The sequence below is a fragment of the Mangrovibrevibacter kandeliae genome, assembly GCF_024519155.1.
Classification (GTDB): Bacteria; Pseudomonadota; Alphaproteobacteria; order Rhizobiales; family Rhizobiaceae; genus Mangrovibrevibacter; species Mangrovibrevibacter kandeliae.
Genome location: NZ_JANIFJ010000003.1, coordinates 1 through 19,605 on the forward strand (window position 1 = coordinate 1; position 19,605 = coordinate 19,605).

The 19,605-nt window shown below is 66.3% G+C and carries 31 protein-coding genes; all 31 read left to right on the top strand.

What is annotated here, in order from left to right; all coding sequences use genetic code 11:
• Positions 1 to 342 (top strand): EF-Tu C-terminal domain-related protein (locus NPA30_RS09545; protein ID WP_456238255.1); only part of this gene is annotated, 342 nt, incomplete at its 5' end.
• A gap of 164 nt (positions 343 to 506) precedes the next feature.
• On the top strand, positions 507 to 815 hold the full coding sequence (rpsJ, locus tag NPA30_RS09550; RefSeq protein WP_007066362.1) for a 30S ribosomal protein S10: 309 nt from the start codon (positions 507 to 509) through the stop codon (positions 813 to 815).
• A gap of 61 nt (positions 816 to 876) precedes the next feature.
• On the top strand, positions 877 to 1,596 hold the full coding sequence (rplC, locus tag NPA30_RS09555) for a 50S ribosomal protein L3 (RefSeq protein WP_256802430.1): 720 nt from the start codon (positions 877 to 879) through the stop codon (positions 1,594 to 1,596).
• Positions 1,596 to 2,219, top strand: a complete 624-nt coding sequence (rplD, locus tag NPA30_RS09560) for a 50S ribosomal protein L4 (RefSeq protein WP_256802431.1) — start codon at positions 1,596 to 1,598, stop codon at positions 2,217 to 2,219. Before rplC ends, rplD begins: the two co-directional genes overlap by 1 nt.
• Complete coding sequence (locus tag NPA30_RS09565) at positions 2,216 to 2,509, top strand: 50S ribosomal protein L23 (protein WP_256802432.1); 294 nt, start codon at positions 2,216 to 2,218, stop codon at positions 2,507 to 2,509. The genes rplD and NPA30_RS09565 overlap by 4 nt, the downstream gene beginning before the upstream one ends.
• Positions 2,510 to 2,532: 23 nt before the next feature.
• Positions 2,533 to 3,369 carry a 50S ribosomal protein L2 gene (rplB, locus tag NPA30_RS09570; protein WP_256802433.1) on the top strand — a complete coding sequence of 279 codons (837 nt, stop codon included), beginning with the start codon at positions 2,533 to 2,535 and terminating at the stop codon, positions 3,367 to 3,369.
• 12 nt (positions 3,370 to 3,381) lie between these two features.
• Entirely contained in the window at positions 3,382 to 3,660 is a 279-nt protein-coding gene (rpsS, locus tag NPA30_RS09575; RefSeq protein WP_256802435.1) for a 30S ribosomal protein S19, read from the top strand.
• A 2-nt stretch (positions 3,661 to 3,662) separates the two neighbouring features.
• Positions 3,663 to 4,052, top strand: a complete 390-nt coding sequence (gene rplV / locus NPA30_RS09580; RefSeq protein ID WP_256802436.1) for a 50S ribosomal protein L22 — start codon at positions 3,663 to 3,665, stop codon at positions 4,050 to 4,052.
• Positions 4,052 to 4,771: a 30S ribosomal protein S3 gene (gene rpsC / locus NPA30_RS09585; RefSeq protein ID WP_256802437.1), complete on the top strand. Its 720-nt coding sequence runs from the start codon at positions 4,052 to 4,054 to the stop codon at positions 4,769 to 4,771. The genes rplV and rpsC overlap by 1 nt, the downstream gene beginning before the upstream one ends.
• Before the next feature lie 24 nt (positions 4,772 to 4,795).
• Complete coding sequence (gene rplP, locus NPA30_RS09590; protein WP_256802440.1) at positions 4,796 to 5,209, top strand: 50S ribosomal protein L16; 414 nt, start codon at positions 4,796 to 4,798, stop codon at positions 5,207 to 5,209.
• An 11-nt stretch (positions 5,210 to 5,220) separates the two neighbouring features.
• Complete coding sequence (rpmC, locus tag NPA30_RS09595; RefSeq protein ID WP_256802441.1) at positions 5,221 to 5,421, top strand: 50S ribosomal protein L29; 201 nt, start codon at positions 5,221 to 5,223, stop codon at positions 5,419 to 5,421.
• A gap of 11 nt (positions 5,422 to 5,432) precedes the next feature.
• Positions 5,433 to 5,678: a 30S ribosomal protein S17 gene (gene rpsQ, locus NPA30_RS09600; protein WP_256802444.1), complete on the top strand. Its 246-nt coding sequence runs from the start codon at positions 5,433 to 5,435 to the stop codon at positions 5,676 to 5,678.
• 66 nt (positions 5,679 to 5,744) lie between these two features.
• Positions 5,745 to 6,113: a 50S ribosomal protein L14 gene (rplN, locus tag NPA30_RS09605; RefSeq protein WP_256802445.1), complete on the top strand. Its 369-nt coding sequence runs from the start codon at positions 5,745 to 5,747 to the stop codon at positions 6,111 to 6,113.
• An 11-nt stretch (positions 6,114 to 6,124) separates the two neighbouring features.
• The gene (rplX, locus tag NPA30_RS09610; protein ID WP_256802446.1) at positions 6,125 to 6,439 is read left to right on the top strand and encodes a 50S ribosomal protein L24; all 315 of its coding nucleotides are present in this window, start codon (positions 6,125 to 6,127) and stop codon (positions 6,437 to 6,439) included.
• Complete coding sequence (gene rplE, locus NPA30_RS09615) at positions 6,432 to 6,989, top strand: 50S ribosomal protein L5 (RefSeq protein ID WP_256802447.1); 558 nt, start codon at positions 6,432 to 6,434, stop codon at positions 6,987 to 6,989. The genes rplX and rplE overlap by 8 nt, the downstream gene beginning before the upstream one ends.
• Before the next feature lie 25 nt (positions 6,990 to 7,014).
• Positions 7,015 to 7,320: a 30S ribosomal protein S14 gene (gene rpsN / locus NPA30_RS09620; RefSeq protein WP_256802450.1), complete on the top strand. Its 306-nt coding sequence runs from the start codon at positions 7,015 to 7,017 to the stop codon at positions 7,318 to 7,320.
• Between the two features lie 12 nt (positions 7,321 to 7,332).
• A complete protein-coding gene (gene rpsH / locus NPA30_RS09625; protein ID WP_256802451.1) occupies positions 7,333 to 7,731 on the top strand; it encodes a 30S ribosomal protein S8 in 399 nt (132 codons plus the stop codon).
• A 43-nt stretch (positions 7,732 to 7,774) separates the two neighbouring features.
• Complete coding sequence (gene rplF, locus NPA30_RS09630) at positions 7,775 to 8,308, top strand: 50S ribosomal protein L6 (protein ID WP_256802452.1); 534 nt, start codon at positions 7,775 to 7,777, stop codon at positions 8,306 to 8,308.
• Between the two features lie 11 nt (positions 8,309 to 8,319).
• Positions 8,320 to 8,682 carry a 50S ribosomal protein L18 gene (gene rplR / locus NPA30_RS09635; RefSeq protein ID WP_256802453.1) on the top strand — a complete coding sequence of 121 codons (363 nt, stop codon included), beginning with the start codon at positions 8,320 to 8,322 and terminating at the stop codon, positions 8,680 to 8,682.
• A 97-nt stretch (positions 8,683 to 8,779) separates the two neighbouring features.
• Entirely contained in the window at positions 8,780 to 9,340 is a 561-nt protein-coding gene (gene rpsE / locus NPA30_RS09640) for a 30S ribosomal protein S5 (protein ID WP_256802454.1), read from the top strand.
• A 52-nt stretch (positions 9,341 to 9,392) separates the two neighbouring features.
• A complete protein-coding gene (rpmD, locus tag NPA30_RS09645; RefSeq protein ID WP_256802455.1) occupies positions 9,393 to 9,596 on the top strand; it encodes a 50S ribosomal protein L30 in 204 nt (67 codons plus the stop codon).
• 14 nt (positions 9,597 to 9,610) lie between these two features.
• Complete coding sequence (gene rplO / locus NPA30_RS09650; RefSeq protein ID WP_256802456.1) at positions 9,611 to 10,078, top strand: 50S ribosomal protein L15; 468 nt, start codon at positions 9,611 to 9,613, stop codon at positions 10,076 to 10,078.
• 98 nt (positions 10,079 to 10,176) lie between these two features.
• Positions 10,177 to 11,520, top strand: coding sequence for a preprotein translocase subunit SecY (gene secY, locus NPA30_RS09655; RefSeq protein WP_256802457.1), 1,344 nt, complete (start codon positions 10,177 to 10,179; stop codon positions 11,518 to 11,520).
• Entirely contained in the window at positions 11,517 to 12,113 is a 597-nt protein-coding gene (locus NPA30_RS09660; RefSeq protein WP_256802458.1) for an adenylate kinase, read from the top strand. The genes secY and NPA30_RS09660 overlap by 4 nt, the downstream gene beginning before the upstream one ends.
• A gap of 192 nt (positions 12,114 to 12,305) precedes the next feature.
• A complete protein-coding gene (gene rpsM / locus NPA30_RS09665; RefSeq protein ID WP_256802459.1) occupies positions 12,306 to 12,674 on the top strand; it encodes a 30S ribosomal protein S13 in 369 nt (122 codons plus the stop codon).
• A gap of 75 nt (positions 12,675 to 12,749) precedes the next feature.
• The gene (rpsK, locus tag NPA30_RS09670) at positions 12,750 to 13,139 is read left to right on the top strand and encodes a 30S ribosomal protein S11 (RefSeq protein WP_256802460.1); all 390 of its coding nucleotides are present in this window, start codon (positions 12,750 to 12,752) and stop codon (positions 13,137 to 13,139) included.
• A 129-nt stretch (positions 13,140 to 13,268) separates the two neighbouring features.
• Positions 13,269 to 14,297 carry a DNA-directed RNA polymerase subunit alpha gene (locus tag NPA30_RS09675; RefSeq protein ID WP_256802461.1) on the top strand — a complete coding sequence of 343 codons (1,029 nt, stop codon included), beginning with the start codon at positions 13,269 to 13,271 and terminating at the stop codon, positions 14,295 to 14,297.
• A 133-nt stretch (positions 14,298 to 14,430) separates the two neighbouring features.
• On the top strand, positions 14,431 to 14,856 hold the full coding sequence (rplQ, locus tag NPA30_RS09680) for a 50S ribosomal protein L17 (protein ID WP_256802462.1): 426 nt from the start codon (positions 14,431 to 14,433) through the stop codon (positions 14,854 to 14,856).
• Between the two features lie 167 nt (positions 14,857 to 15,023).
• On the top strand, positions 15,024 to 16,025 hold the full coding sequence (locus NPA30_RS09685; protein WP_256802463.1) for an NAD-dependent epimerase/dehydratase family protein: 1,002 nt from the start codon (positions 15,024 to 15,026) through the stop codon (positions 16,023 to 16,025).
• 658 nt (positions 16,026 to 16,683) lie between these two features.
• Positions 16,684 to 18,138: a DegQ family serine endoprotease gene (locus NPA30_RS09690; protein ID WP_372338790.1), complete on the top strand. Its 1,455-nt coding sequence runs from the start codon at positions 16,684 to 16,686 to the stop codon at positions 18,136 to 18,138.
• Between the two features lie 88 nt (positions 18,139 to 18,226).
• Positions 18,227 to 19,591, top strand: coding sequence for a replication-associated recombination protein A (locus NPA30_RS09695; protein ID WP_256802465.1), 1,365 nt, complete (start codon positions 18,227 to 18,229; stop codon positions 19,589 to 19,591).
• The last annotated feature ends 14 nt before the right edge of the window (positions 19,592 to 19,605 follow it).

The following is a 19,605-nucleotide window of genomic DNA, read 5'->3' on the forward strand; positions in this document are numbered from 1 at the left end:
GTGGACCGCGAGGGCGTGGAGCGCGGCCAGATCCTGTGCAAGCCGGGTTCGGTGACGCCGCACACCAAGTTCAAGGCCGAGGCCTACATCCTGACTAAAGAAGAGGGTGGCCGGCACACGCCGTTCTTCACCAACTACCGTCCGCAGTTCTACTTCCGCACGACGGACGTGACGGGTGTGGTGACGCTGCCGGAAGGCACGGAGATGGTGATGCCGGGCGACAACGTGACGATGGACGTGACGCTGATCGTGCCGATCGCGATGGAAGAGAAGCTGCGCTTCGCCATCCGCGAGGGCGGCCGTACCGTCGGCGCCGGCATCGTCTCCTCGATCGTCGAGTAAGGCAGACGCTCTGCCCGGCGCATCCGTCAAGGGCGCGCCGGGCTAGCCCTCCACGCGGGGGCGGATGGGGCGCCGCAGGGCGTCTCGGTTGACTTGGCTGAAGACTGGTTAGGCGCTCGGAAGCCGCCCCACGCGGTGCGCATCCGACGAGAGGACGATTTGCAATGAACGGCCAGAATATTCGCATCCGCCTGAAGGCGTTCGACCACCGGGTCCTGGATGCCTCGACGCGCGAGATCGTGTCGACGGCGAAGCGGACGGGTGCCAATGTGCGCGGGCCGATCCCGCTGCCGACGCGCATCGAGAAGTTCACGGTGAACCGTTCGCCGCACATCGACAAGAAGTCGCGCGAGCAGTTCGAGATGCGCACGCACAAGCGCCTGCTCGACATCGTCGACCCGACGCCGCAGACCGTCGACGCGCTGATGAAGCTCGACCTCGCCGCGGGCGTGGACGTCGAGATCAAGCTCTAAGGAGCGACATGAACCGACCGGGCTTCGGCCCCTAAGGTTCCTCTGAAGAAAGAACGAGACAATGCGTTCAGGTGTGATTGCACAGAAGGTCGGCATGACCCGCGTCTACAACGACGCCGGCGAGCATGTTCCGGTCACCGTGCTGAAGGTCGAAAACTGCCAGGTCGTGGCGCAGCGCACGGACGAGAAGAACGGCTACACCGCCGTCCAGCTCGGCGTCGGCCTCGCCAAGGTGAAGAACACGTCCAAGGCGATGCGCGGCGTCTTCGCGCAGGCCGAAGTCGAGCCGAAGCGCAAGCTGGCCGAGTTCCGCGTATCGGACGACAACATGATCGACGTCGGTGCCGAGATCACCGCCGATCACTTCGTCGTCGGGCAGCGCGTCGACGTGACGGGTACGTCGATCGGCAAGGGCTTCCAGGGCGTCATGAAGCGCCACAACTTCGGCGGCGGCCGTGCCTCGCACGGTAACTCGGTGTCGCACCGCTCGCACGGCTCGACCGGTCAGCGGCAGGATCCGGGCAAGGTCTTCAAGGGCAAGAAGATGGCAGGCCATATGGGCCAGGTTCGCGTTACGACGCAGAACCTCGAGGTCGTGCGCACCGATGCCGACAAGGGCCTGATCCTGATCCGCGGCGCCGTGCCGGGCTCGAAGGGTGGCTGGCTCCTGATCCGCGACGCGGTGAAGATGCCGCTGCCGGACACTGCGCCGAAGCCGGCCGCGATCCGCGCCGCCAATGGTAACGCCGCGTCGGCGGAAGCGTCCGAGGGGGCGGAATAATGGTTGACATCACGATCAAGTCGCTCACCGGCGACGATGCCGGTACGGTGACGCTCGCCGACGAGATCTTCGGTCTCGAGCCTCGCGAGGACATCCTGCAGCGCATGGTCCGCTGGCAGCTGGCCAAGCGCCAGCAGGGCACCCACAAGTCGAAGGGCCGCGCCGAAATCGCGCGCACCGGCGCCAAGATGTACCGCCAGAAGGGCACCGGCCGGGCGCGTCACTCGAGCGCCCGCGCACCGCAGTTCCGCGGCGGCGGCAAGGCCCATGGGCCCGTGGTGCGCAGCCACGAGCACGATCTGCCGAAGAAGGTGCGGGCACTGGCGCTGAAGCATGCGCTGTCGGCCAAGGCGCGCACCGACTCGATCGTCGTGCTCGACGAGCTGAAGACCGCCGAGGCCAAGACCAAGGCGATGGTGCAGAGCTTCACCAAACTCGGCCTGTCCAACGCGCTGATCATCGGCGGCGCCGAGCTCGACGAGAACTTCGCCCGCTCGGCCCGCAACATCGCCCATATCGACGTGCTGCCGATCCAGGGCATCAACGTTTACGACATCCTGCGCCGCCAGACGCTGGTTCTGTCCAAGGCTGCCATCGAGGCTCTGGAGGAGCGGTTCAAATGAGCGATCTGCGCCACTACGACGTCATCACCTCGCCGGTGATCACCGAGAAGTCGACCCTGGTTTCGGAGATGAACCAGGTGATCTTCAACGTGCCGAAGACCGCGACGAAGCCGGAGATCAAGGCCGCCGTCGAAGCGCTGTTCGACGTGAAGGTCACTGCGGTCAACACGCTGGTGCGCAAGGGCAAGGTCAAGCGCTTCCGCGGCCGCATCGGTCGCCAGAGCGATCAGAAGAAGGCCATCGTGACGCTGGCTGAGGGCCACTCGATCGACGTGTCGACCGGTCTGTGACGCGAGCTCCGGGGATTTAAGTCATGGCATTGAAGAACTTCAAACCGACGTCGCCGAGCCAGCGCCAGCTGGTCATCGTCGATCGCTCGGAGCTCTGGAAGGGCAAGCCGGTCAAGTCGTTGACCGAGGGGCTCAGCTCCAAGGGCGGGCGCAACAACCTCGGCCGCATCACCGTGCGGTTTCAGGGGGGCGGTCACAAGCGGACCTACCGCATGATCGACTTCAAGCGTCGCAAGCTCGACGTCGTCGGCACGGTGGAGCGGCTGGAATACGATCCGAACCGCACGGCGTTCATCGCGCTGATCAAGTACGCGGACGGGGAGGTGGCCTACATCCTGGCGCCGCAGCGTCTGGCGGTCGGCGACCAGGTGGTGTCGGGTCTGTCGGGCGTCGACGTAAAGCCGGGCAACGCGATGCCGCTCGGCGTCATGCCGGTCGGCACGATCGTCCACAACGTCGAGATGAAGCCGGAGAAGGGCGGGCAGATCGCCCGTTCGGCGGGCGCCTACGCGCAGCTCGTCGGTCGCGACCAGGGCATGGCGATCCTGCGCCTGAACTCGGGCGAGCAGCGCCTCGTGCCGGCGGGGTGCTTTGCCACCGTCGGTGCGGTGTCGAACCCCGACCACGGCAACATCAACCTCGGCAAGGCCGGCCGCTCGCGCTGGCTCGGCAAGCGCCCGCACGTTCGCGGCGTCGCGATGAACCCGGTCGATCACCCGCATGGTGGCGGCGAAGGCCGCACCTCGGGCGGCCGTCACCCGGTGTCGCCGTGGGGTCAGCCGACCAAGGGCAAGCGCACGCGCCAGAACAAAGAGACCGACAAGTTCATCATGCGCTCGCGCCATCAGCGCAAGAAGTAAGAGGATTTCTTCATGACACGTTCCGTCTGGAAGGGTCCGTTCGTCGATGGTTACCTTCTCAAAAAGGCTGAGAAGGCGCGCGAGAGCGGCCGCAACGAGGTGATCAAGATCTGGAGCCGTCGCTCCACGATCCTGCCCCAGTTCGTCGGGTTGACCTTCGGGGTCTACAACGGCGCCAAGCACATTCCGGTCTCGGTCAACGAGGACATGATCGGACACAAGTTCGGTGAGTTCTCCCCGACCCGCACCTATTACGGCCACGGCGCCGACAAGAAGGCGAAGAGGAAGTAACAATGGGTAAGGCCAAGGCCGAGCGCCAGCTGAAGGACAACGAAGCCAGGGCGGTCGCCCGCACGCTTCGCGTCAGCCCGCAGAAGCTCAATCTCGTCGCGCAGATGATCCGCGGCAAGAAGGTGGAGACGGCGCTCGCCGATCTGACCTTCTCGCGCAAGCGGATCGCCGAGACGGTGAAGAAGACGCTCGAGTCCGCGATCGCGAACGCCGAGAACAACCACGATCTGGACGTGGACGCGCTGATCGTCGCCGAGGCCTATGTCGGCAAGTCGATCACGATGAAGCGCTTCCATGCGCGTGGCCGCGGCCGCGCCAGCCGGGTCACCAAGCCTTTCGCTCACCTCACGATCGTCGTGCGTGAGGTCGAGGAAGTAGAGGAGGCCGCCTGATGGGCCAGAAAGTCAATCCGACCGGCCTTCGGCTCGGCATCAACCGCACCTGGGACTCGCGCTGGTACGCCAACACCGGCGAGTACGGCGAGCTGCTGCACGAGGATCTGAAGATCCGCGAGTACCTCCTGAACGAGCTGAAGCAGGCGGCGGTCTCCAAGATCGTCATCGAGCGGCCGCACAAGAAGTGCCGCATCACGATCCACTCGGCGCGGCCGGGCATCGTGATCGGCAAGAAGGGCGCCGACATCGAGAAGCTTCGCAAGAAGCTCGCCGACATGACGAAGGCCGAGACGCACATCAACATCGTCGAGGTCCGCAAGCCGGAGACCGACGCGACGCTGGTGGCGCAGTCGATCGCCCAGCAGCTGGAGCGCCGCGTTGCGTTCCGCCGCGCCATGAAGCGCGCGGTGCAGTCGGCGATGCGCCTCGGCGCCGAGGGCATCCGTATCAACTGCTCGGGTCGACTGGGCGGCGCGGAGATCGCGCGCATGGAGTGGTACCGCGAGGGCCGCGTGCCGCTGCACACGCTGCGCGCCGACGTCGACTACGGCACGGCCGAGGCGCACACCGCCTATGGCGTGTGCGGCGTCAAGGTCTGGATTTTCAAGGGCGAGATCCTCGAGCACGATCCGATGGCCTCGGAGCGCCGGGCGATCGAGGGCGACGCGCAGGGTGGTGGTTCGCGCCGCCGCGAGCGCGAGCGCGAGCACGCCTGACCCGAGCTTCTGGAGTAGACTGACATGTTGCAGCCAAAGCGCACGAAGTACCGGAAGGCCTTCAAGGGCCGCATCCACGGTACCGCCAAGGGTGGGACGACCTTGAGCTTCGGCGGGTTCGGCCTCAAGGCGATGGAGCCGGAGCGGGTCACCGCCCGGCAGATCGAGGCGGCCCGCCGCGCGATCACCCGCCAGATGAAGCGCCAGGGCCGCGTCTGGATCCGGATCTTCCCGGACCTGCCGGTGACCTCGAAGCCGACCGAAGTCCGCATGGGTAAGGGCAAGGGCGGCGTCGACTACTGGGCGGCGCGCGTTCACCCCGGCCGCATCATGTTCGAGATCGACGGCGTGCCGGAGGACGTCGCCCGCGAGGCGCTGCGTCTCGGCGCCGCCAAGCTCCCGATCAAGACGCGCTTCATCCAGCGCATCGCCGAGTAAGGAGAGCCGACGTGAAAGCGAACGACATCCGGGTGATGACCGAGGACCAGCTCGGAGACGAGCTCGCCAAGCTGAAGAAGGAGCAGTTCAACCTGCGCTTCCAGCGGGCGACCGGCCAGCTCGAGAACACCGACCGCGTGCGCCAGGTGCGCCGCGACATCGCGCGCATCAAGACGATCGCCCGCCAGAAGGCGGCCGAGGCAAAGGCCTGAGGTTCCAGAATATGCCCAAACGCGTTTTGCAGGGGACCGTGGTCTCCGACAAGAATGACAAGACGGTGGTGGTGCTGGTGGAACGCCGTTTCACCCACCCGCTGTTCAAGAAGACCGTGCGCCGGTCGAAGAAGTACAAGGCGCACGACGAGCTGAACGAGTGCAAGGTGGGCGACACGGTCTCCATCCAGGAAACCCGCCCGATCTCCAAGGACAAGAGCTGGATCGTCCTGAAGGACGAGGCAGCAGCGGTTTGATGTTGTTTTTCTGCCGCGTGGCGCGATCCGCGCGCCCGGGCAGATCAAAGTTGAAGGCGGCCTGACATGATTCAGATGCAAACAAACCTCGACGTGGCGGACAATTCCGGCGCCCGTCGTGTCATGTGCATCAAGGTGCTGGGCGGTTCGAAGCGGAAATACGCCTCGGTCGGCGACGTGATCGTCGTGTCGATCAAGGAGGCGATCCCGCGCGGCCGCGTCAAGAAGGGCGACGTGATGAAGGCCGTGGTGGTGCGGACCGCGAAGGACATTCGTCGTCCGGACGGCTCGGTCATCCGCTTCGACACCAATGCTGCGGTCCTGATCGACAACAAGAAGGAGCCGATCGGCACCCGCATCTTCGGACCGGTTCCGCGCGAGCTGCGCGCCAAGAACCACATGAAGATCATCTCGCTGGCGCCCGAAGTGCTTTAAGGACCGCAACGATGCAGAGAATTCGCAAGGGCGACACGGTCGTCGTGCTGGCCGGCAAGGACAAGGGCCGGACCGGTGAGGTGCTGAAGGTGATGCCGAAGGACGACCGTGCGGTCGTCCAGGGTGTGAACCTCGTCAAGAAGCACCAGAAGCAGTCCGCAAGCCAGGAGGCGGGCATCGTCTCCAAGGAGGCCTCGATCCACCTGTCGAACCTGGCGGTCGCAGACCCCAAGGACGGCAAGGCGACGCGGGTCGGCTTCAAGGTTTTGGAAGACGGCACCAAGGTGCGCGTCGCCAAGCGTTCGGGAGAACAGATCGATGGCTGAGACCGCTTACGAGCCTCGCCTCAAGCAGGTTTACAACGAGACGATCCGCAAGCAGATGCAGGATCAGTTCTCCTACGGCAACGTCATGCAGATCCCGCGTCTGGACAAGATCGTGATCAACATGGGCGTCGGTGAAGCGACGGGCGACTCCAAGAAGCCGACCGTGGCGGCCGAGGACCTGGCGCAGATCGCCGGCCAGAAGCCGGTCATCACCCGTGCGCGGAACTCGATCGCCGGCTTCAAGGTCCGCGAGGGCATGCCGATCGGCTGCAAGGTGACGCTGCGCAAGGACCGCATGTATGAGTTCCTGGACCGCCTGATCCAGATCGCGCTGCCGCGCGTTCGTGATTTCCGCGGCCTGAACCCCAAGAGCTTCGACGGCCGCGGCAACTATGCCATGGGCCTGAAGGAGCACATCGTGTTCCCCGAGATCAACTACGACAAGGTCGATCAGATGTGGGGAATGGACATCATCGTCTGCACGACGGCGAGCAACGACGACGAAGCCCGGGCGCTCCTCAAGGCGTTCAACTTCCCGTTCCGCCAGTAACGACAGGCGAGAAAGGACAAACGACATGGCCAAGAAGAGCGCGATCGAGAAGAACAAGCGTCGCGAGCGGATGGTGAAGAAGTACGCCGCCAAGCGCGCTGCGCTGAAGGCGGTGACCGCCGACCAGAGCGCGACCATGGAAGATCGCTTCCGGGCGCAGCTGCAGCTCGCCGAGCTGCCGCGCAACGGCTCGAAGGTTCGTCTGCGCAACCGCTGCGAGGTGACGGGGCGTCCGCGCGCCTACTATCGCAAGCTGAAGATGAGCCGTATCGCGCTCCGGGAACTCGGCAACGAGGGCATGATCCCGGGCATCGTGAAGTCGAGCTGGTAAGGAGAGACCCTCATGGCTTTGTCAGATCCGCTCGGCGACATGCTGACCCGCATCCGCAACGCTCTGCAGCGCAACAAGTCGACCGTGTCGACGCCTGCATCGAAGCTGCGCGCCCGCGTGCTCGACGTCCTCAAGGACGAGGGCTACATCCGCGGCTACACCACGACCGATTTCGGCAACGGCAAGTCCGAGTTCGAAATCGAGCTGAAGTACTACGAGGGTGGCCCGGTCATCCGCGAGATCGCCCGCGTCTCCAAGCCCGGTCGACGCGTCTACGTTTCGGCGAAGACCATCCCGCACGTGTCGAACGGGCTCGGCATCTCGGTCCTCTCGACGCCGAAGGGCGTGATGGCCGACCACAGCGCGCGTGAACACAATGTCGGCGGTGAGGTGCTCTGCCGCGTCGTCTGACGCGGCGGACGCACTCCCTCCCAGAAACGGACAGGTTTTAGCGATGTCTCGTATTGGTAAGAAGCCGGTCGCCGTGCCCGCCGGCGTGACGGCCACGGTCGAAGGGCAGACCGTCAAGGCCAAGGGGCCGAAGGGCGAGCTCAGCTTCGTCGTCAATGACGAGGTGTTGGTGAAGCTCGAGGACAACGCGGTGGCGGTCGATCCGCGCGATCAGTCCAAGGACGCCCGCTCCAAGTGGGGCATGTCCCGGACCATGATCTCGAACATCTTCAAGGGTGTGAAGGACGGTTTCGAGCGCAAGCTCGAGATCAGCGGCGTCGGCTACCGCGCCTCGATGCAGGGGAAGAACCTGCAGCTGGCGCTCGGCTTCAGCCACGACGTGGTCTATCAGGTGCCGGAAGGCATCCAGGTGGCGGTGCCCAAGCCGACCGAGATCGTCGTGACTGGCATCGACAAGCAGCGCGTCGGCCAGGTCGCCGCGGAGATCCGCGAATACCGCGGTCCCGAGCCCTACAAGGGCAAGGGTGTGAAGTACGCGGGCGAGCGCATCGTCCGCAAGGAAGGCAAGAAGAAGTAAGGCAACCGACAATGGCAACTGTGAAGGAAATGCTGCGCCGCCGTGCGTCGCGCGTTCGTCGGTCCCTGAAGAAGGTGGCCAACGGCCGCCCGCGTCTTTCGGTGCACCGCTCGTCCAAGAACATCTACGCGCAGGTCATCGACGATGCGGAAGGGCGCACGATCGCCGCCGCCTCGTCGCTCGAGCCGGCGCTGCGCGAGCAGCTGAAGACGGGGGCGGACAAGGAAGCCGCGGCCGCCGTTGGCAAGCTCGTCGCCGAGCGGGCCAAGCAGGCCGGCGTCACCGACGTGGTGTTCGATCGCGGCGCGTTCATTTACCACGGCCGCATCCAGGCCCTCGCCGATTCGGCCCGCGAAGGCGGCCTGAACTTCTAAGACGGCCGCGCCGCGCTTGCGGCCGGGCTCCACCGGCGTGCCGCGCGATGCGGCCGCCATCCCTCGGACGCCTCCGGAAAAAAACAAGGACAGGATCATGGCGCCAAGAAACGATCGGAACGACCGCGACGAGCGCGACGACGGCTTCGTCGACAAGCTGGTCCACATCAACCGCGTCGCCAAGGTGGTGAAGGGCGGACGGCGCTTCGGCTTTGCCGCGCTCGTCGTCGTCGGCGACCTCAAGGGCCGCGTCGGCTTCGGCCACGGCAAGGCGCGCGAAGTGCCGGAGGCGATCCGCAAGGCGACGGAAGCCGCCAAGCGCGACATGATCTTCGTGCCGCTGCGCGACGCCCGCACCCTGCATCACGACACGCAGGGCCGTCACGGCGCGGGTCGCGTCGTGCTGCGCACCGCCGAGGCCGGCACCGGCATCATCGCCGGCGGTCCGATGCGCGCCGTCTTCGAGGCGGTCGGCATGCACGATGTCGTCGCGAAGTCGCTCGGCTCGTCGAACCCGTACAACATGGTGCGCGCCACGTTCGACGCTCTGAAGAATCAGATGCACCCGAAGGACGTCGCCGCTCGTCGTGGCCTCAAGTACTCGACGCTGCAGGCGCGCCGCCGTGACGTCGTCGGTGCCGGCGCCGAAGAAGCCTGACCCGCAGGGCCGCCCGATGCGGCGGTCCGTCTCATGATCAAGGAGCCTCGTTATGGCTGATACGAAGATTGCGGGTAAGACGCTCACCGTCGAGCAGATCGGAAGCCCGCTCCGCCGGCCGGACACCCAGCGCCAGACGCTGATCGGTCTCGGCCTCAACAAGATGAACCGCCGGCGCACGCTCGAGGACACGCCCTCGATCCGCGGCATGATCGCCAAGGTCCAGCACCTCGTCCGCATCGTCGACGAAGCCTGACCAGGAGAGCTGACATGAAACTCAACGAACTCAGCGATCGCGAGGGCGCGACGCATGCGCGCAAGCGCGTCGGGCGCGGCATCGGCTCGGGCTCCGGCAAGACCGGCGGGCGCGGCGTCAAGGGCCAGAAGTCCCGTTCGGGCGTGGCCATCAACGGCTTCGAGGGCGGTCAGATGCCGCTCTATCGTCGCCTGCCGAAGCGCGGCTTCACCAACATCTTCGCCAAGACCTACGCGATCGTCTCGCTGCGTCGCATCCAGCAGGCGATCGACGCCGGCAAGCTCGATGCCTCGACCGAGATCGACTTCGAGGCGCTGAAGGCCGCCGGCGTGCTGCGACGCGGCAAGGACGGCCTGAAGCTGCTGGCCGATGGCGAACTGACCGCCAAGGTCGCGCTGACCGTCGACGCGGCGTCCAAGGCTGCGGTCGAGAAGGTTCAAAAGGCCGGCGGATCCGTTGCGGTGGCCGGCGCCGAGGCGTAAGCCTCTCGTACAAGTCGGCGAGGCCGCTTATCTCTCCTGCTGCCTCGCAAGGGAGGGATGACCTCCCGCCCAAGGGGCGACCCGGAGAACAGACGCACATGGCATCGGCAGCGGAACAACTCGCCGCGAACCTCAACTTCTCCGCCTTCGGCAAGGCGGAGGATCTCAAGAAGCGCATCTGGTTCACGCTGGGTGCGCTTCTGGTCTACCGGCTCGGCACGTACATCCCGATGCCGGGGATCAACCCGGAAGCTCTGGCGCAGGCGTTCCAGCAGCAGTCGACCGGTATTCTCGGCCTCTTCAACATGTTTTCGGGCGGCGCCGTCGGGCGCATGGCGATCTTCGCCCTCGGGATCATGCCCTACATCTCCGCCTCCATCATCATCCAGCTGATGACCTCGGTCATCCCGTCGCTGGAGCAGCTGAAGAAGGAAGGCGAGCAGGGCCGCCAGGTCATCAACCAGTACACTCGCTACGGCACGGTGCTTCTGGCGACCGTCCAGGCCTACGGCATCGCCGTCGGTCTGCAGTCCGCCACCAACATCGTCTCGAACCCCGGCTGGTTCTTCATCATCTCGGCGGTCATCACCCTCGTCGGCGGCACGATGTTCCTGATGTGGCTCGGCGAGCAGATCACCTCGCGCGGCATCGGCAACGGCATCTCGCTGATCATCTTCTCGGGCATCGTCGCCCGGCTGCCGACGGCGATCGCCAACCTCCTGGAGCTTGGCCGGACCGGCTCGCTGTCGACCACGATCATCCTGCTCGTCATCGTGATGGCGCTGGCCTGCATCGCCTTCATCGTGTTCTTCGAGCGCGCCCAGCGGCGGCTGCTGATCCAGTATCCGAAGCGCCAGGTCGGCAACCGGATGTTCCAGGGCGACACCTCGCACCTGCCGCTGAAGCTGAACACGTCCGGCGTCATTCCGCCGATCTTCGCCTCGTCGCTGCTGCTCCTGCCGGTGACCGTCGCGAACTTCGCCTCGACGGCCTCGCTGCCCGGCTGGGCGACTGCGGTCGTCGCCTCGCTTGGCCACGGCCAGCCGCTCTACATGATCCTCTACGCCGCGCTGATCGGCTTCTTCGCCTTCTTCTACACGGCGATCGTCTTCAACCCGAAGGACACGGCCGACAATCTGAAGCGGCATGGCGGCTTCATCCCGGGCATCCGGCCGGGCGAGCGCACGGCCGAGTACATCGACCACGTGCTGACCCGCATCACGGTCATCGGCGCGATCTACCTGATCATCATCTGTCTCCTACCCGAATTTCTCATTTCGGCCGCCGGCGTTCCGTTCTATCTCGGTGGGACGTCGCTGCTGATCGTGGTGAGCGTGACGATGGATACCGTGGCGCAGGTGCAGGGACACCTTCTGGCGCATCAATACGAAGGGCTCGTCAAGAAGGCGAAGCTCCGAGGGGGGAAGCGGGGAGTGCGATGAGACTGATTTTGCTTGGACCGCCGGGCGCAGGGAAGGGCACCCAGGCCCAACGGATCATCCAGCGGTACGAAATTCCGCAGCTCTCGACCGGCGACATGCTGCGCGCCGCGGTGGCTGCGGGCACCGAGATCGGCAAGCGGGCGCAGGCCGTCATGGATGCCGGTCAGCTCGTGTCCGACGAGATCGTCGTCGGGATCGTCGCGGAGCGGATCGAGGAAGCCGATGCCAAGAGGGGCTTCGTGCTGGACGGCTTTCCGCGCACGCTGGCTCAAGCCGAGGCGCTCGACCGCATGCTCGACCAGAAGGGCCTTTCGATCGACTGCGTGATCGAGTTCAAGGTCGACGAGGAAGCGTTGGTCGGACGCATCGCGCGCCGGGCCGCCGAGACCGAAGCCGCCGGCCTGCCGGTGCGCAAGGACGACAATCCGGAAGTCTTCCGCAAGCGTCTGAAGGAGTTTCGCGACTCGACCGCGGCTGTGGCGCCGTTCTATCGCGAGCGCGGCCTTCTCCACGCGATCGACGGCATGCAGCCGGTCGACACGGTGACCCAAAGCATCACGCGCGTGCTCGACGAGGAGTGCGGGGTGGCTTGAGGCCGCCCGGGCTTGCATCGATGTGCGGCGGTTGACTTTCCGCCGCCGAACCTATAGCTCCCGCCTATTCGCGAATCCTTGCGGTCGGCGGCGGGTGTCCATCGTGGTGCCTGGGCCGATCGTTTTGGCTTATGCGCTCCACACTCGACTTTGCTGGGGCGGCAGTAGCCCGGTTTTCTGAGGAGCATCGACGTGGCCCGTATCGCTGGCGTCAACATTCCGACCAACAAGCGCGTCGTCATCGCGCTGCAGTACATCCATGGCATCGGGCAGCGCTTCGCCCAGGAGATCATGGAGAAGGTGAACCTTCCGGCCGAGCGTCGTGTCAATCAGCTGACCGACGCCGAAGTCCTGCAGATCCGCGAGATCATCGACCGCGACTACATCGTCGAGGGCGACCTGCGCCGCGAGAATTCGATGAACATCAAGCGGCTGATGGATCTCGGCTGCTACCGTGGCCTGCGGCATCGTCGCGGCCTGCCGGTTCGCGGCCAGCGCACGCACACCAACGCCCGCACCCGCAAGGGTCCGGCCAAGGCGATTGCCGGCAAGAAGAAGTAATTCGAGTGCGCCTTCTGGGCGCGCTTCGGGTGGAGCCGCTGGCATTACGGCGGTGACGATATCAAGGAACAGAGAATGGCCAAGGATGCACAGCGCGTTCGCCGTCGCGAGCGCAAGAACATCACGTCGGGCGTCGCCCATGTGAGCTCCTCCTTCAACAACACGCTGATCACCATCACCGACGCGCAGGGCAATGCGATTGCCTGGTCGTCGGCGGGTGCGCAGGGCTTCAAGGGGTCGCGCAAGTCGACGCCCTTCGCCGCGCAGATCGCGGCTGAGGATGCGGCGCGCAAGGCGCAGGAGCATGGCATGCGCACGCTCGAGGTCGAGGTGTCCGGACCGGGCTCCGGCCGCGAGTCCGCGCTGCGCGCGCTGCAGGCGGCCGGCTTCACCATCACCTCGATCCGCGACGTGACGCCGATCCCGCACAATGGCGTGCGGCCGCGCAAGAAGCGTCGCGTATGACGTCGGTGCCGGCTGGCGTGGCGCGCTGATCGCAGCGCCCGCCGCCTTGGCCGGGTGGGCCCGAGCGGCCCCTCGATCAGACCTTTCGCCACGATTGGATGGTGGCGAGGAAACTGAAAGGCGAATGCCATGATTGCAAGCAATTGGCAGAATCTGTCGAAGCCCAACCAGCTCGAGTTCAAGAGCGGCGGACGTGGCAAGGCCTCGCTCGTCGCCGAACCGCTGGAGCGCGGCTTCGGGCTGACGCTGGGCAACGCCCTGCGCCGGATCCTGCTGTCGTCGCTCCAGGGCGCGGCCGTGACGGCCGTCCAGATCGACGGCGTCCTGCACGAGTTCTCCTCGATCGCTGGGGTGCGCGAGGACGTGACGGACATCATCCTGAACGTCAAGGAAATCGCCATCGGCATGCAGGGCGAGGGCCCCAAGCGGATGGTCCTGCGCAAGCAGGGCCCGGGTGTCGTCGTTGCCGGCGACATTCAGACGGTCGGTGACATCGAGATCCTGAACCCGGACCACGAGATCTGCACGCTCGACGAAGGTGCCGAGATCCGGATGGAGTTTACCGTCAACACCGGCAAGGGCTACGTCCCGGCCGACCAGAACCGGGCCGAGGATGCGCCGATTGGCCTGATCCCGGTCGACTCGCTGTTCTCGCCGGTCAAGAAGGTGTCCTACAAGGTCGAGGCGACCCGCGAGGGGCAGGACCTGAACAAGGACAAGCTGACCATGCAGGTCGAGACCGACGGGTCGATCTCGGTGGAGGATGCGGTGGCCTACGCGGCACGGATCCTGCAGGATCAGCTCTCGGTCTTCGTGAACTTCGAGGAGCCGCAGCGCGAGAGCCGCGGTGGGGGCGTCGTCGGCGACGAGCAGATCGCCGAACTCGCCTTCAACCCGGCGCTGCTGAAGAAGGTCGACGAGCTCGAGCTGTCGGTCCGCTCGGCCAACTGCCTGAAGAACGACAACATCGTCTATATCGGCGACCTCATCCAGAAGACGGAGGCAGAGATGCTCCGCACCCCGAACTTCGGTCGCAAGTCGCTGAACGAGATCAAGGAGGTGCTCGCCTCCATGGGTCTCCACCTCGGCATGGAAGTGCCGGCCTGGCCGCCCGAGAACATCGACGATCTCGCCAAGCGGTACGAGGATCAGTACTGAGATCAGCTTCGGCGCGCGCGGGCGGGGCCCGCGCGTGCCGTTTTGAATACGGATCCGGCGCCACGACGAAGCAGCGCGACCGGAACCGCCGAAACCAGCGGCCGAGCCGCACGGGTCATTCCAGGAGAGCACAATGCGTCACGGCAAACGCGGCCGGAAGTTCAACCGCACGCACGAGCACCGCAAGGCGATGTTCGCCAACATGGCGGCCTCGCTGATCGAGCACGAGCAGATCGTCACCACCCTGCCGAAGGCGAAGGATCTGCGTCCGATCGTCGAGAAGCTGGTGACGCTCGGCAAGCGCGGCGACCTGCATGCCCGGCGCATCGCGATCTCGCGCATCCGCGACGAGGACGTCGTGCGCAAGCTGTTTGACACGATTGCCAGCCGCTATGCGGAGCGCAACGGTGGCTACACGCGCGTCCTGAAGGCGGGCTTCCGCCGCGGCGACAACGCGCCGCTGGCCGTGATCGAGTTCGTCGACCGTGATCCCGACGCCCGCGGCGCCGCCGATCGCGCCCGCCTCGAGGCCGAAGCGAGCGCCGAGGAAGCGGCGTAAGCCACTTCAGGTGACACGGACGTATGGAGGGGCCTTCGGGCCCCTTTTTCGTTGATGCCGGCGGCTTGCCGCGAGATGCCGCAGAACGTTGTCAGTGGCGCCAGGGATCCAGTAGAGCCGTAAGGTGAGACGGAGAGGAAGAGTCCGTGGAAACCGCTGACGATCGGGTGCTCCTCACGGGCATTTCCGGCTTTCTCGCCCGGCACATTGCGGTCCGCCTGCTGGAGGCGGGCTGGCATGTGCGCGGGAGCGTGCGATCGCCTGAGATGGCGGAGGCCGTCAGGGCCACGCTGCGGGACCGCGGCTTGCCCGTGGATCGGCTGGAGTTCTCCCATGCCGATCTCGGCGAGGACGCCGGGTGGGATGCCGCCGCCGCGAAATGCCGATATGTGATTCACACCGCCACGGCGTTTCCACTGCGCCAGCCGCGCGACAGGTTCGGCCTCGTGCCGATCGCGCGTGGCGGTACGCTCCGCGTCGTAGAGGCGGCCAAGCGGGCAGGGGTGGCGCGCATGGTCCTGACCTCGTCGGTGGCGGCGATCGGCTACGGCCACGGCTCCGCCCGGGCGGAGCTGACGGAAGCCGACTGGTCAAACGTCGACAGTCCGTCGATCAGCCCCTATGCAGTGTCCAAGACGCTCGCGGAGAAGGCTGCGTGGGAGGCCGTCGCCGGGTCCGACCTGCAACTCACTGCCATCAATCCCGCAGTGATCTTCGGGCCGCTGCTCGATCCTCGCATCGGCACGTCCGCCCGAATCATTCGAATGATGCTGTCGGGACACGTGCCGGCGGTCCCGAACGTCGCCTTCGGCATCGTCGATGTTCGCGACGTTGCGGCGGCACACGTCGCTGCGCTGACCGCGCCCGATGTGGCGGGTCGGCGGTTCATCCTCAATGCCGGCACGCGATCGATGGCAGAGATCGCGCACGGGCTACGCCATGCGTTCCCGAAATTTTCGAGCCGCCTGCCGCGCTGGACGCTGCCCGACTGGACGGTGCGGGCGGCGGCGCTCGTCGTTCCCTCGGCCCGTCATCTGCTGCCCGAACTCGGTCGCGGAACGACGACGCGGGCGAGCCGGCACGTGGAAGTCCTCAATCTCGAGTTGCGCTCGCCGGAAGATGCCGCAGAAGCGACCGCCGCTGATCTTCTGCGTCTCGGGCTCGTCTGACCGGACACCTGCCCGCATCGAACCCCCGACGCTGATGCAGACCTGCAACAGTGGCAACGACAAATCACCCTGCCGCTATCCCCTTTAAATCTCGGCGCAATGATCTTGTGATGCAGTACGGCTGTTGCAGCAATGCCATTGCCGGGATCGGCCGTCACGTGCGAAGCGAGCGGCCGCTTGACCAGGCGGAAAACAGTTCGCCTTGGCCCGCAACCTTTCCGGCTCCATGGCATTTGTATGGCGAAGACGGGACGAGCGGCACACGCAGATGCTGCGAAATTTACGTGGATTAAATGAACATCATGAATGATCAGGCTACCCCACTCACGCAGAGCCAGTTCTCCATGCGCCGTACCGTCTTGACCCTCCTTGGAGCCGTCGCCGCGTTCGCAGTCCTCACCGCGAGCTACGCGACCGCCGACCTCCCGCAGACCGCGTCCGAGATCAGTGCCAGCGCCGCTGCGCGCTAACGTCGGCACGCTCCCATGAAACTTCGGAAAGGGGTCGGTGACGGCCCCTTTTTCGTTGCAGTCTCCTGCGATATCGCGGCCACTCGATTGGACGTCAGCTGCGCAGGAAATCGCCGATGCAAGTACCCCGTCTCGTGGCCGCCGGGGCGGCTATCTGTCTGATCGCCGGCGGCGCGCTGGCCGCATCGATGGGATCGGACGGCACACCCGCAGCCCCGCGCGGCGGACACAGTCACATCGACGCCGCGGCGCCCGCGCTGCATCTCGCCCAGGCCGAACCGGCCTCGCCGCCCGTGCCCATTGCACCGGCTGCGCCGAGCGGTCGGCAGGTGCCGCAGGGCAAGGCCCAGATCGACCTGTCCTTCGCGCCCCTGGTGAAGCAGACCGCGCCGGCGGTGGTGAACGTCTACGCCGCCCGCACGATTGCGACGCGCTCGCCGTTTGCGGGCGATCCCTTCTTCGAGCAGTTCTTCGGCGGGGGCGGCGTCCAGCAGCGCCCGCGCGTCGAGCGTGCCCTCGGTTCGGGCGTGATCGTCGATCCGAGCGGCCTGGTCGTCACCAACAACCACGTCGTCGCGGATGCGGACGAGGTGAAGGTCGCGCTCTCGGACGGGCGGGAATTCGACTGTGATGTGCTCCTGAAGGACGCCAAGGCGGATCTCGCCGTTCTGAAGCTCAAGGGCGGCGGGAAGTTTCCCGTCTTGCCCATTGCCGATTCCGATGCGCTCGAGATCGGCGATCTCGTCATCGCCATCGGCAATCCGTTCGGCATCGGCCAGACAGTGACGAGCGGCATCGTCTCGGCACTCGCCCGCACGCATATCGGGACGGACGACTTCGGCTATTTCATCCAGACGGACGCGGCCATCAATCCCGGGAATTCCGGCGGGGCCCTGATCGGGATGCAAGGGCAACTCGTCGGCATCAACACCGCCATCTTCTCGCGCTCCGGCGGCTCGCTCGGCATCGGATTCGCCATTCCGTCGAACATGGTGCGGGCGTTCGTCGAGGCCGCCAAGAACGGGGGGCGCTTCGAGCGCGCCTATATCGGCGCCGGGTTCGCGCCGGTGACACCGGATATCGCCGAGGCGCTTGGCCTCGATCGGCCGACAGGCGCGCTGGTTCAGTCGGTGACCGACGGCGGCCCGGCCGACAAGGCGGGTCTTGCGGTGGGCGACGTCATCATGGCGATGGACGGGTTCGAGATCACCGACCCCGACGCCCTCGGCTATCGCCTTGCGACCGGCGGGATCGGCCGAACGACCCATCTCGACGTGCTGGTCGACGGCCGCAAGCGCGACATCGCGCTGAAGCTTCTGGCCGCGCCGGAGGATCCGCCGCGCGACGTGCGCGACCTCAGCGGCCAGAATCCGTTCTCGGGCTGCACCGTCGCCAACCTGTCGCCGCGTGTCGCAGACGAGCTCGAGATGCCGCAGAACCAGACGGGCGTCGTGATCACCAAGGTCGAGCGCGGCTCGATCGCGGCGCGGCTCGGCTTCCAGCCGAAGGACATCGTCACCCAGGTGAACCGGGAGCCGATCGATTCGACGGCCGCTCTGGAGAAGGTGCTCGACCGAGGAGCGCGAGGCTGGCGGTTCGAGATCGACCGCGGCGGCCGCCGATTGACCCAGGTGGTGCGCTGAGGACGCCTGGCCTTTCTGCGGCGGCGCTGGACCGGTAGGATCGGCGTCGTTTCGGGAGGCGAGCGCCACCCGCCGTGGAGTCGCATCGATGTCCGATCTGTTCGCCGGCCTGCCGCAGGAGCGGGAGGCGCCCCGCCGCACCCCCGAGCCGGAGCGGCCGCAGCCGGCGCGTCCACTGGCTGACCGGCTCCGGCCGGTCACGCTCGCCGAGGTGGTCGGGCAGGAGCATCTGACCGGGCCGGACGGCGTCCTGTCGCGGATGGTGGCCTCCGGGAGCCTCGGCTCGATGATCTTCTGGGGTCCGCCCGGCACCGGGAAGACGACGGTCGCGCGCCTCCTTGCATCGCAGGTCGATCTCGCCTTCGAGCAGATCTCTGCCATCTTTTCCGGCGTCGCCGACCTCAAGAAGGTTTTCGAGGCGGCCCGGTTGCGTCGACAGAACGGCCGCCAGACGCTGCTCTTCGTCGACGAGATCCACCGCTTCAACCGCGCGCAGCAGGACAGTTTCCTGCCGGTGATGGAGGACGGCACGGTGGTGCTCGTCGGCGCCACCACCGAGAACCCGTCCTTCGAGCTGAACGCCGCGCTTCTGTCGCGCGCGCGGGTCCTGACCTTCCGGCCGCATGACGCGGTGAGCCTCGCCGGGCTTCTCGACCGTGCCGAAGCGGCCGAGGCGCGGCCGCTGCCCCTGGACGAGGAGGCCCGCGCCGTCCTTCTGCGCATGGCCGACGGCGACGGGCGGGCGATCCTGACGCTCGCCGAGGAGGTCTGGCGGGCGGCCAAGCCCCGCGAGACCTTCGATGCTGCCCGCCTGCAGGAGATCGTGCAGCGGCGTGCACCGGTCTACGACAAGGGTCAGGACGGGCACTACAACCTGATCTCGGCGCTGCACAAGGCGGTGCGGGGCTCGGACCCGGATGCCGCGCTCTACTGGCTCTGTCGCATGTTCGACGCCGGCGAGAGCCCGCTCTTCCTCGGCCGCCGCCTCGTTCGCATGGCCTCCGAGGACATCGGGCTCGCCGACCCGCAGGCGCTGGTCGTCGCCAACGCGGCCAAGGACGCCTACGACTTCCTCGGCTCGCCTGAAGGGGAACTGGCGCTGGCGGAGGCGGCCGTCTATCTCGCCACCGCGCCGAAGTCGAACGCTGTCTATACCGCCTACAAGGCGGCGATGCGGGCGGCCCGAGAGCACGGCTCGCTGCTGCCGCCCAAGCACATCCTCAACGCGCCGACCGGACTGATGCGCGACGAGGGCTATGGCGCGGGCTATGCCTACGACCACGATGCGCCGGACGCCTTTTCCGGACAGGACTATTTCCCCGATGCGATGGGCCGGCAGAGCTTCTACCGCCCGGTCGATCGCGGCGCGGAAAGCGCGATCGGCGAACGGATGCGCCGCTGGGCGCGGTTGCGCGCCGAGCGGGGATCGGCGACACCCGGCCGGTCCGGGTAGAGCCTGTAGCGTCT

Coding starts and splice junctions, on each gene's coding strand:
- rpsJ (WP_007066362.1), top strand. CDS start 507: ATGAACGGCCAGAATATTCGCATCCGCCTGAAGGCGTTCGACCACCGG.
- rplC (WP_256802430.1), top strand. CDS start 877: ATGCGTTCAGGTGTGATTGCACAGAAGGTCGGCATGACCCGCGTCTAC.
- rplD (WP_256802431.1), top strand. CDS start 1,596: ATGGTTGACATCACGATCAAGTCGCTCACCGGCGACGATGCCGGTACG.
- NPA30_RS09565 (WP_256802432.1), top strand. CDS start 2,216: ATGAGCGATCTGCGCCACTACGACGTCATCACCTCGCCGGTGATCACC.
- rplB (WP_256802433.1), top strand. CDS start 2,533: ATGGCATTGAAGAACTTCAAACCGACGTCGCCGAGCCAGCGCCAGCTG.
- rpsS (WP_256802435.1), top strand. CDS start 3,382: ATGACACGTTCCGTCTGGAAGGGTCCGTTCGTCGATGGTTACCTTCTC.
- rplV (WP_256802436.1), top strand. CDS start 3,663: ATGGGTAAGGCCAAGGCCGAGCGCCAGCTGAAGGACAACGAAGCCAGG.
- rpsC (WP_256802437.1), top strand. CDS start 4,052: ATGGGCCAGAAAGTCAATCCGACCGGCCTTCGGCTCGGCATCAACCGC.
- rplP (WP_256802440.1), top strand. CDS start 4,796: ATGTTGCAGCCAAAGCGCACGAAGTACCGGAAGGCCTTCAAGGGCCGC.
- rpsQ (WP_256802444.1), top strand. CDS start 5,433: ATGCCCAAACGCGTTTTGCAGGGGACCGTGGTCTCCGACAAGAATGAC.
- rplN (WP_256802445.1), top strand. CDS start 5,745: ATGATTCAGATGCAAACAAACCTCGACGTGGCGGACAATTCCGGCGCC.
- rplX (WP_256802446.1), top strand. CDS start 6,125: ATGCAGAGAATTCGCAAGGGCGACACGGTCGTCGTGCTGGCCGGCAAG.
- rplE (WP_256802447.1), top strand. CDS start 6,432: ATGGCTGAGACCGCTTACGAGCCTCGCCTCAAGCAGGTTTACAACGAG.
- rpsN (WP_256802450.1), top strand. CDS start 7,015: ATGGCCAAGAAGAGCGCGATCGAGAAGAACAAGCGTCGCGAGCGGATG.
- rpsH (WP_256802451.1), top strand. CDS start 7,333: ATGGCTTTGTCAGATCCGCTCGGCGACATGCTGACCCGCATCCGCAAC.
- rplF (WP_256802452.1), top strand. CDS start 7,775: ATGTCTCGTATTGGTAAGAAGCCGGTCGCCGTGCCCGCCGGCGTGACG.
- rplR (WP_256802453.1), top strand. CDS start 8,320: ATGGCAACTGTGAAGGAAATGCTGCGCCGCCGTGCGTCGCGCGTTCGT.
- rpsE (WP_256802454.1), top strand. CDS start 8,780: ATGGCGCCAAGAAACGATCGGAACGACCGCGACGAGCGCGACGACGGC.
- rpmD (WP_256802455.1), top strand. CDS start 9,393: ATGGCTGATACGAAGATTGCGGGTAAGACGCTCACCGTCGAGCAGATC.
- rplO (WP_256802456.1), top strand. CDS start 9,611: ATGAAACTCAACGAACTCAGCGATCGCGAGGGCGCGACGCATGCGCGC.
- secY (WP_256802457.1), top strand. CDS start 10,177: ATGGCATCGGCAGCGGAACAACTCGCCGCGAACCTCAACTTCTCCGCC.
- NPA30_RS09660 (WP_256802458.1), top strand. CDS start 11,517: ATGAGACTGATTTTGCTTGGACCGCCGGGCGCAGGGAAGGGCACCCAG.
- rpsK (WP_256802460.1), top strand. CDS start 12,750: ATGGCCAAGGATGCACAGCGCGTTCGCCGTCGCGAGCGCAAGAACATC.
- NPA30_RS09675 (WP_256802461.1), top strand. CDS start 13,269: ATGATTGCAAGCAATTGGCAGAATCTGTCGAAGCCCAACCAGCTCGAG.
- rplQ (WP_256802462.1), top strand. CDS start 14,431: ATGCGTCACGGCAAACGCGGCCGGAAGTTCAACCGCACGCACGAGCAC.
- NPA30_RS09690 (WP_372338790.1), top strand. CDS start 16,684: ATGGGATCGGACGGCACACCCGCAGCCCCGCGCGGCGGACACAGTCAC.
- NPA30_RS09695 (WP_256802465.1), top strand. CDS start 18,227: ATGTCCGATCTGTTCGCCGGCCTGCCGCAGGAGCGGGAGGCGCCCCGC.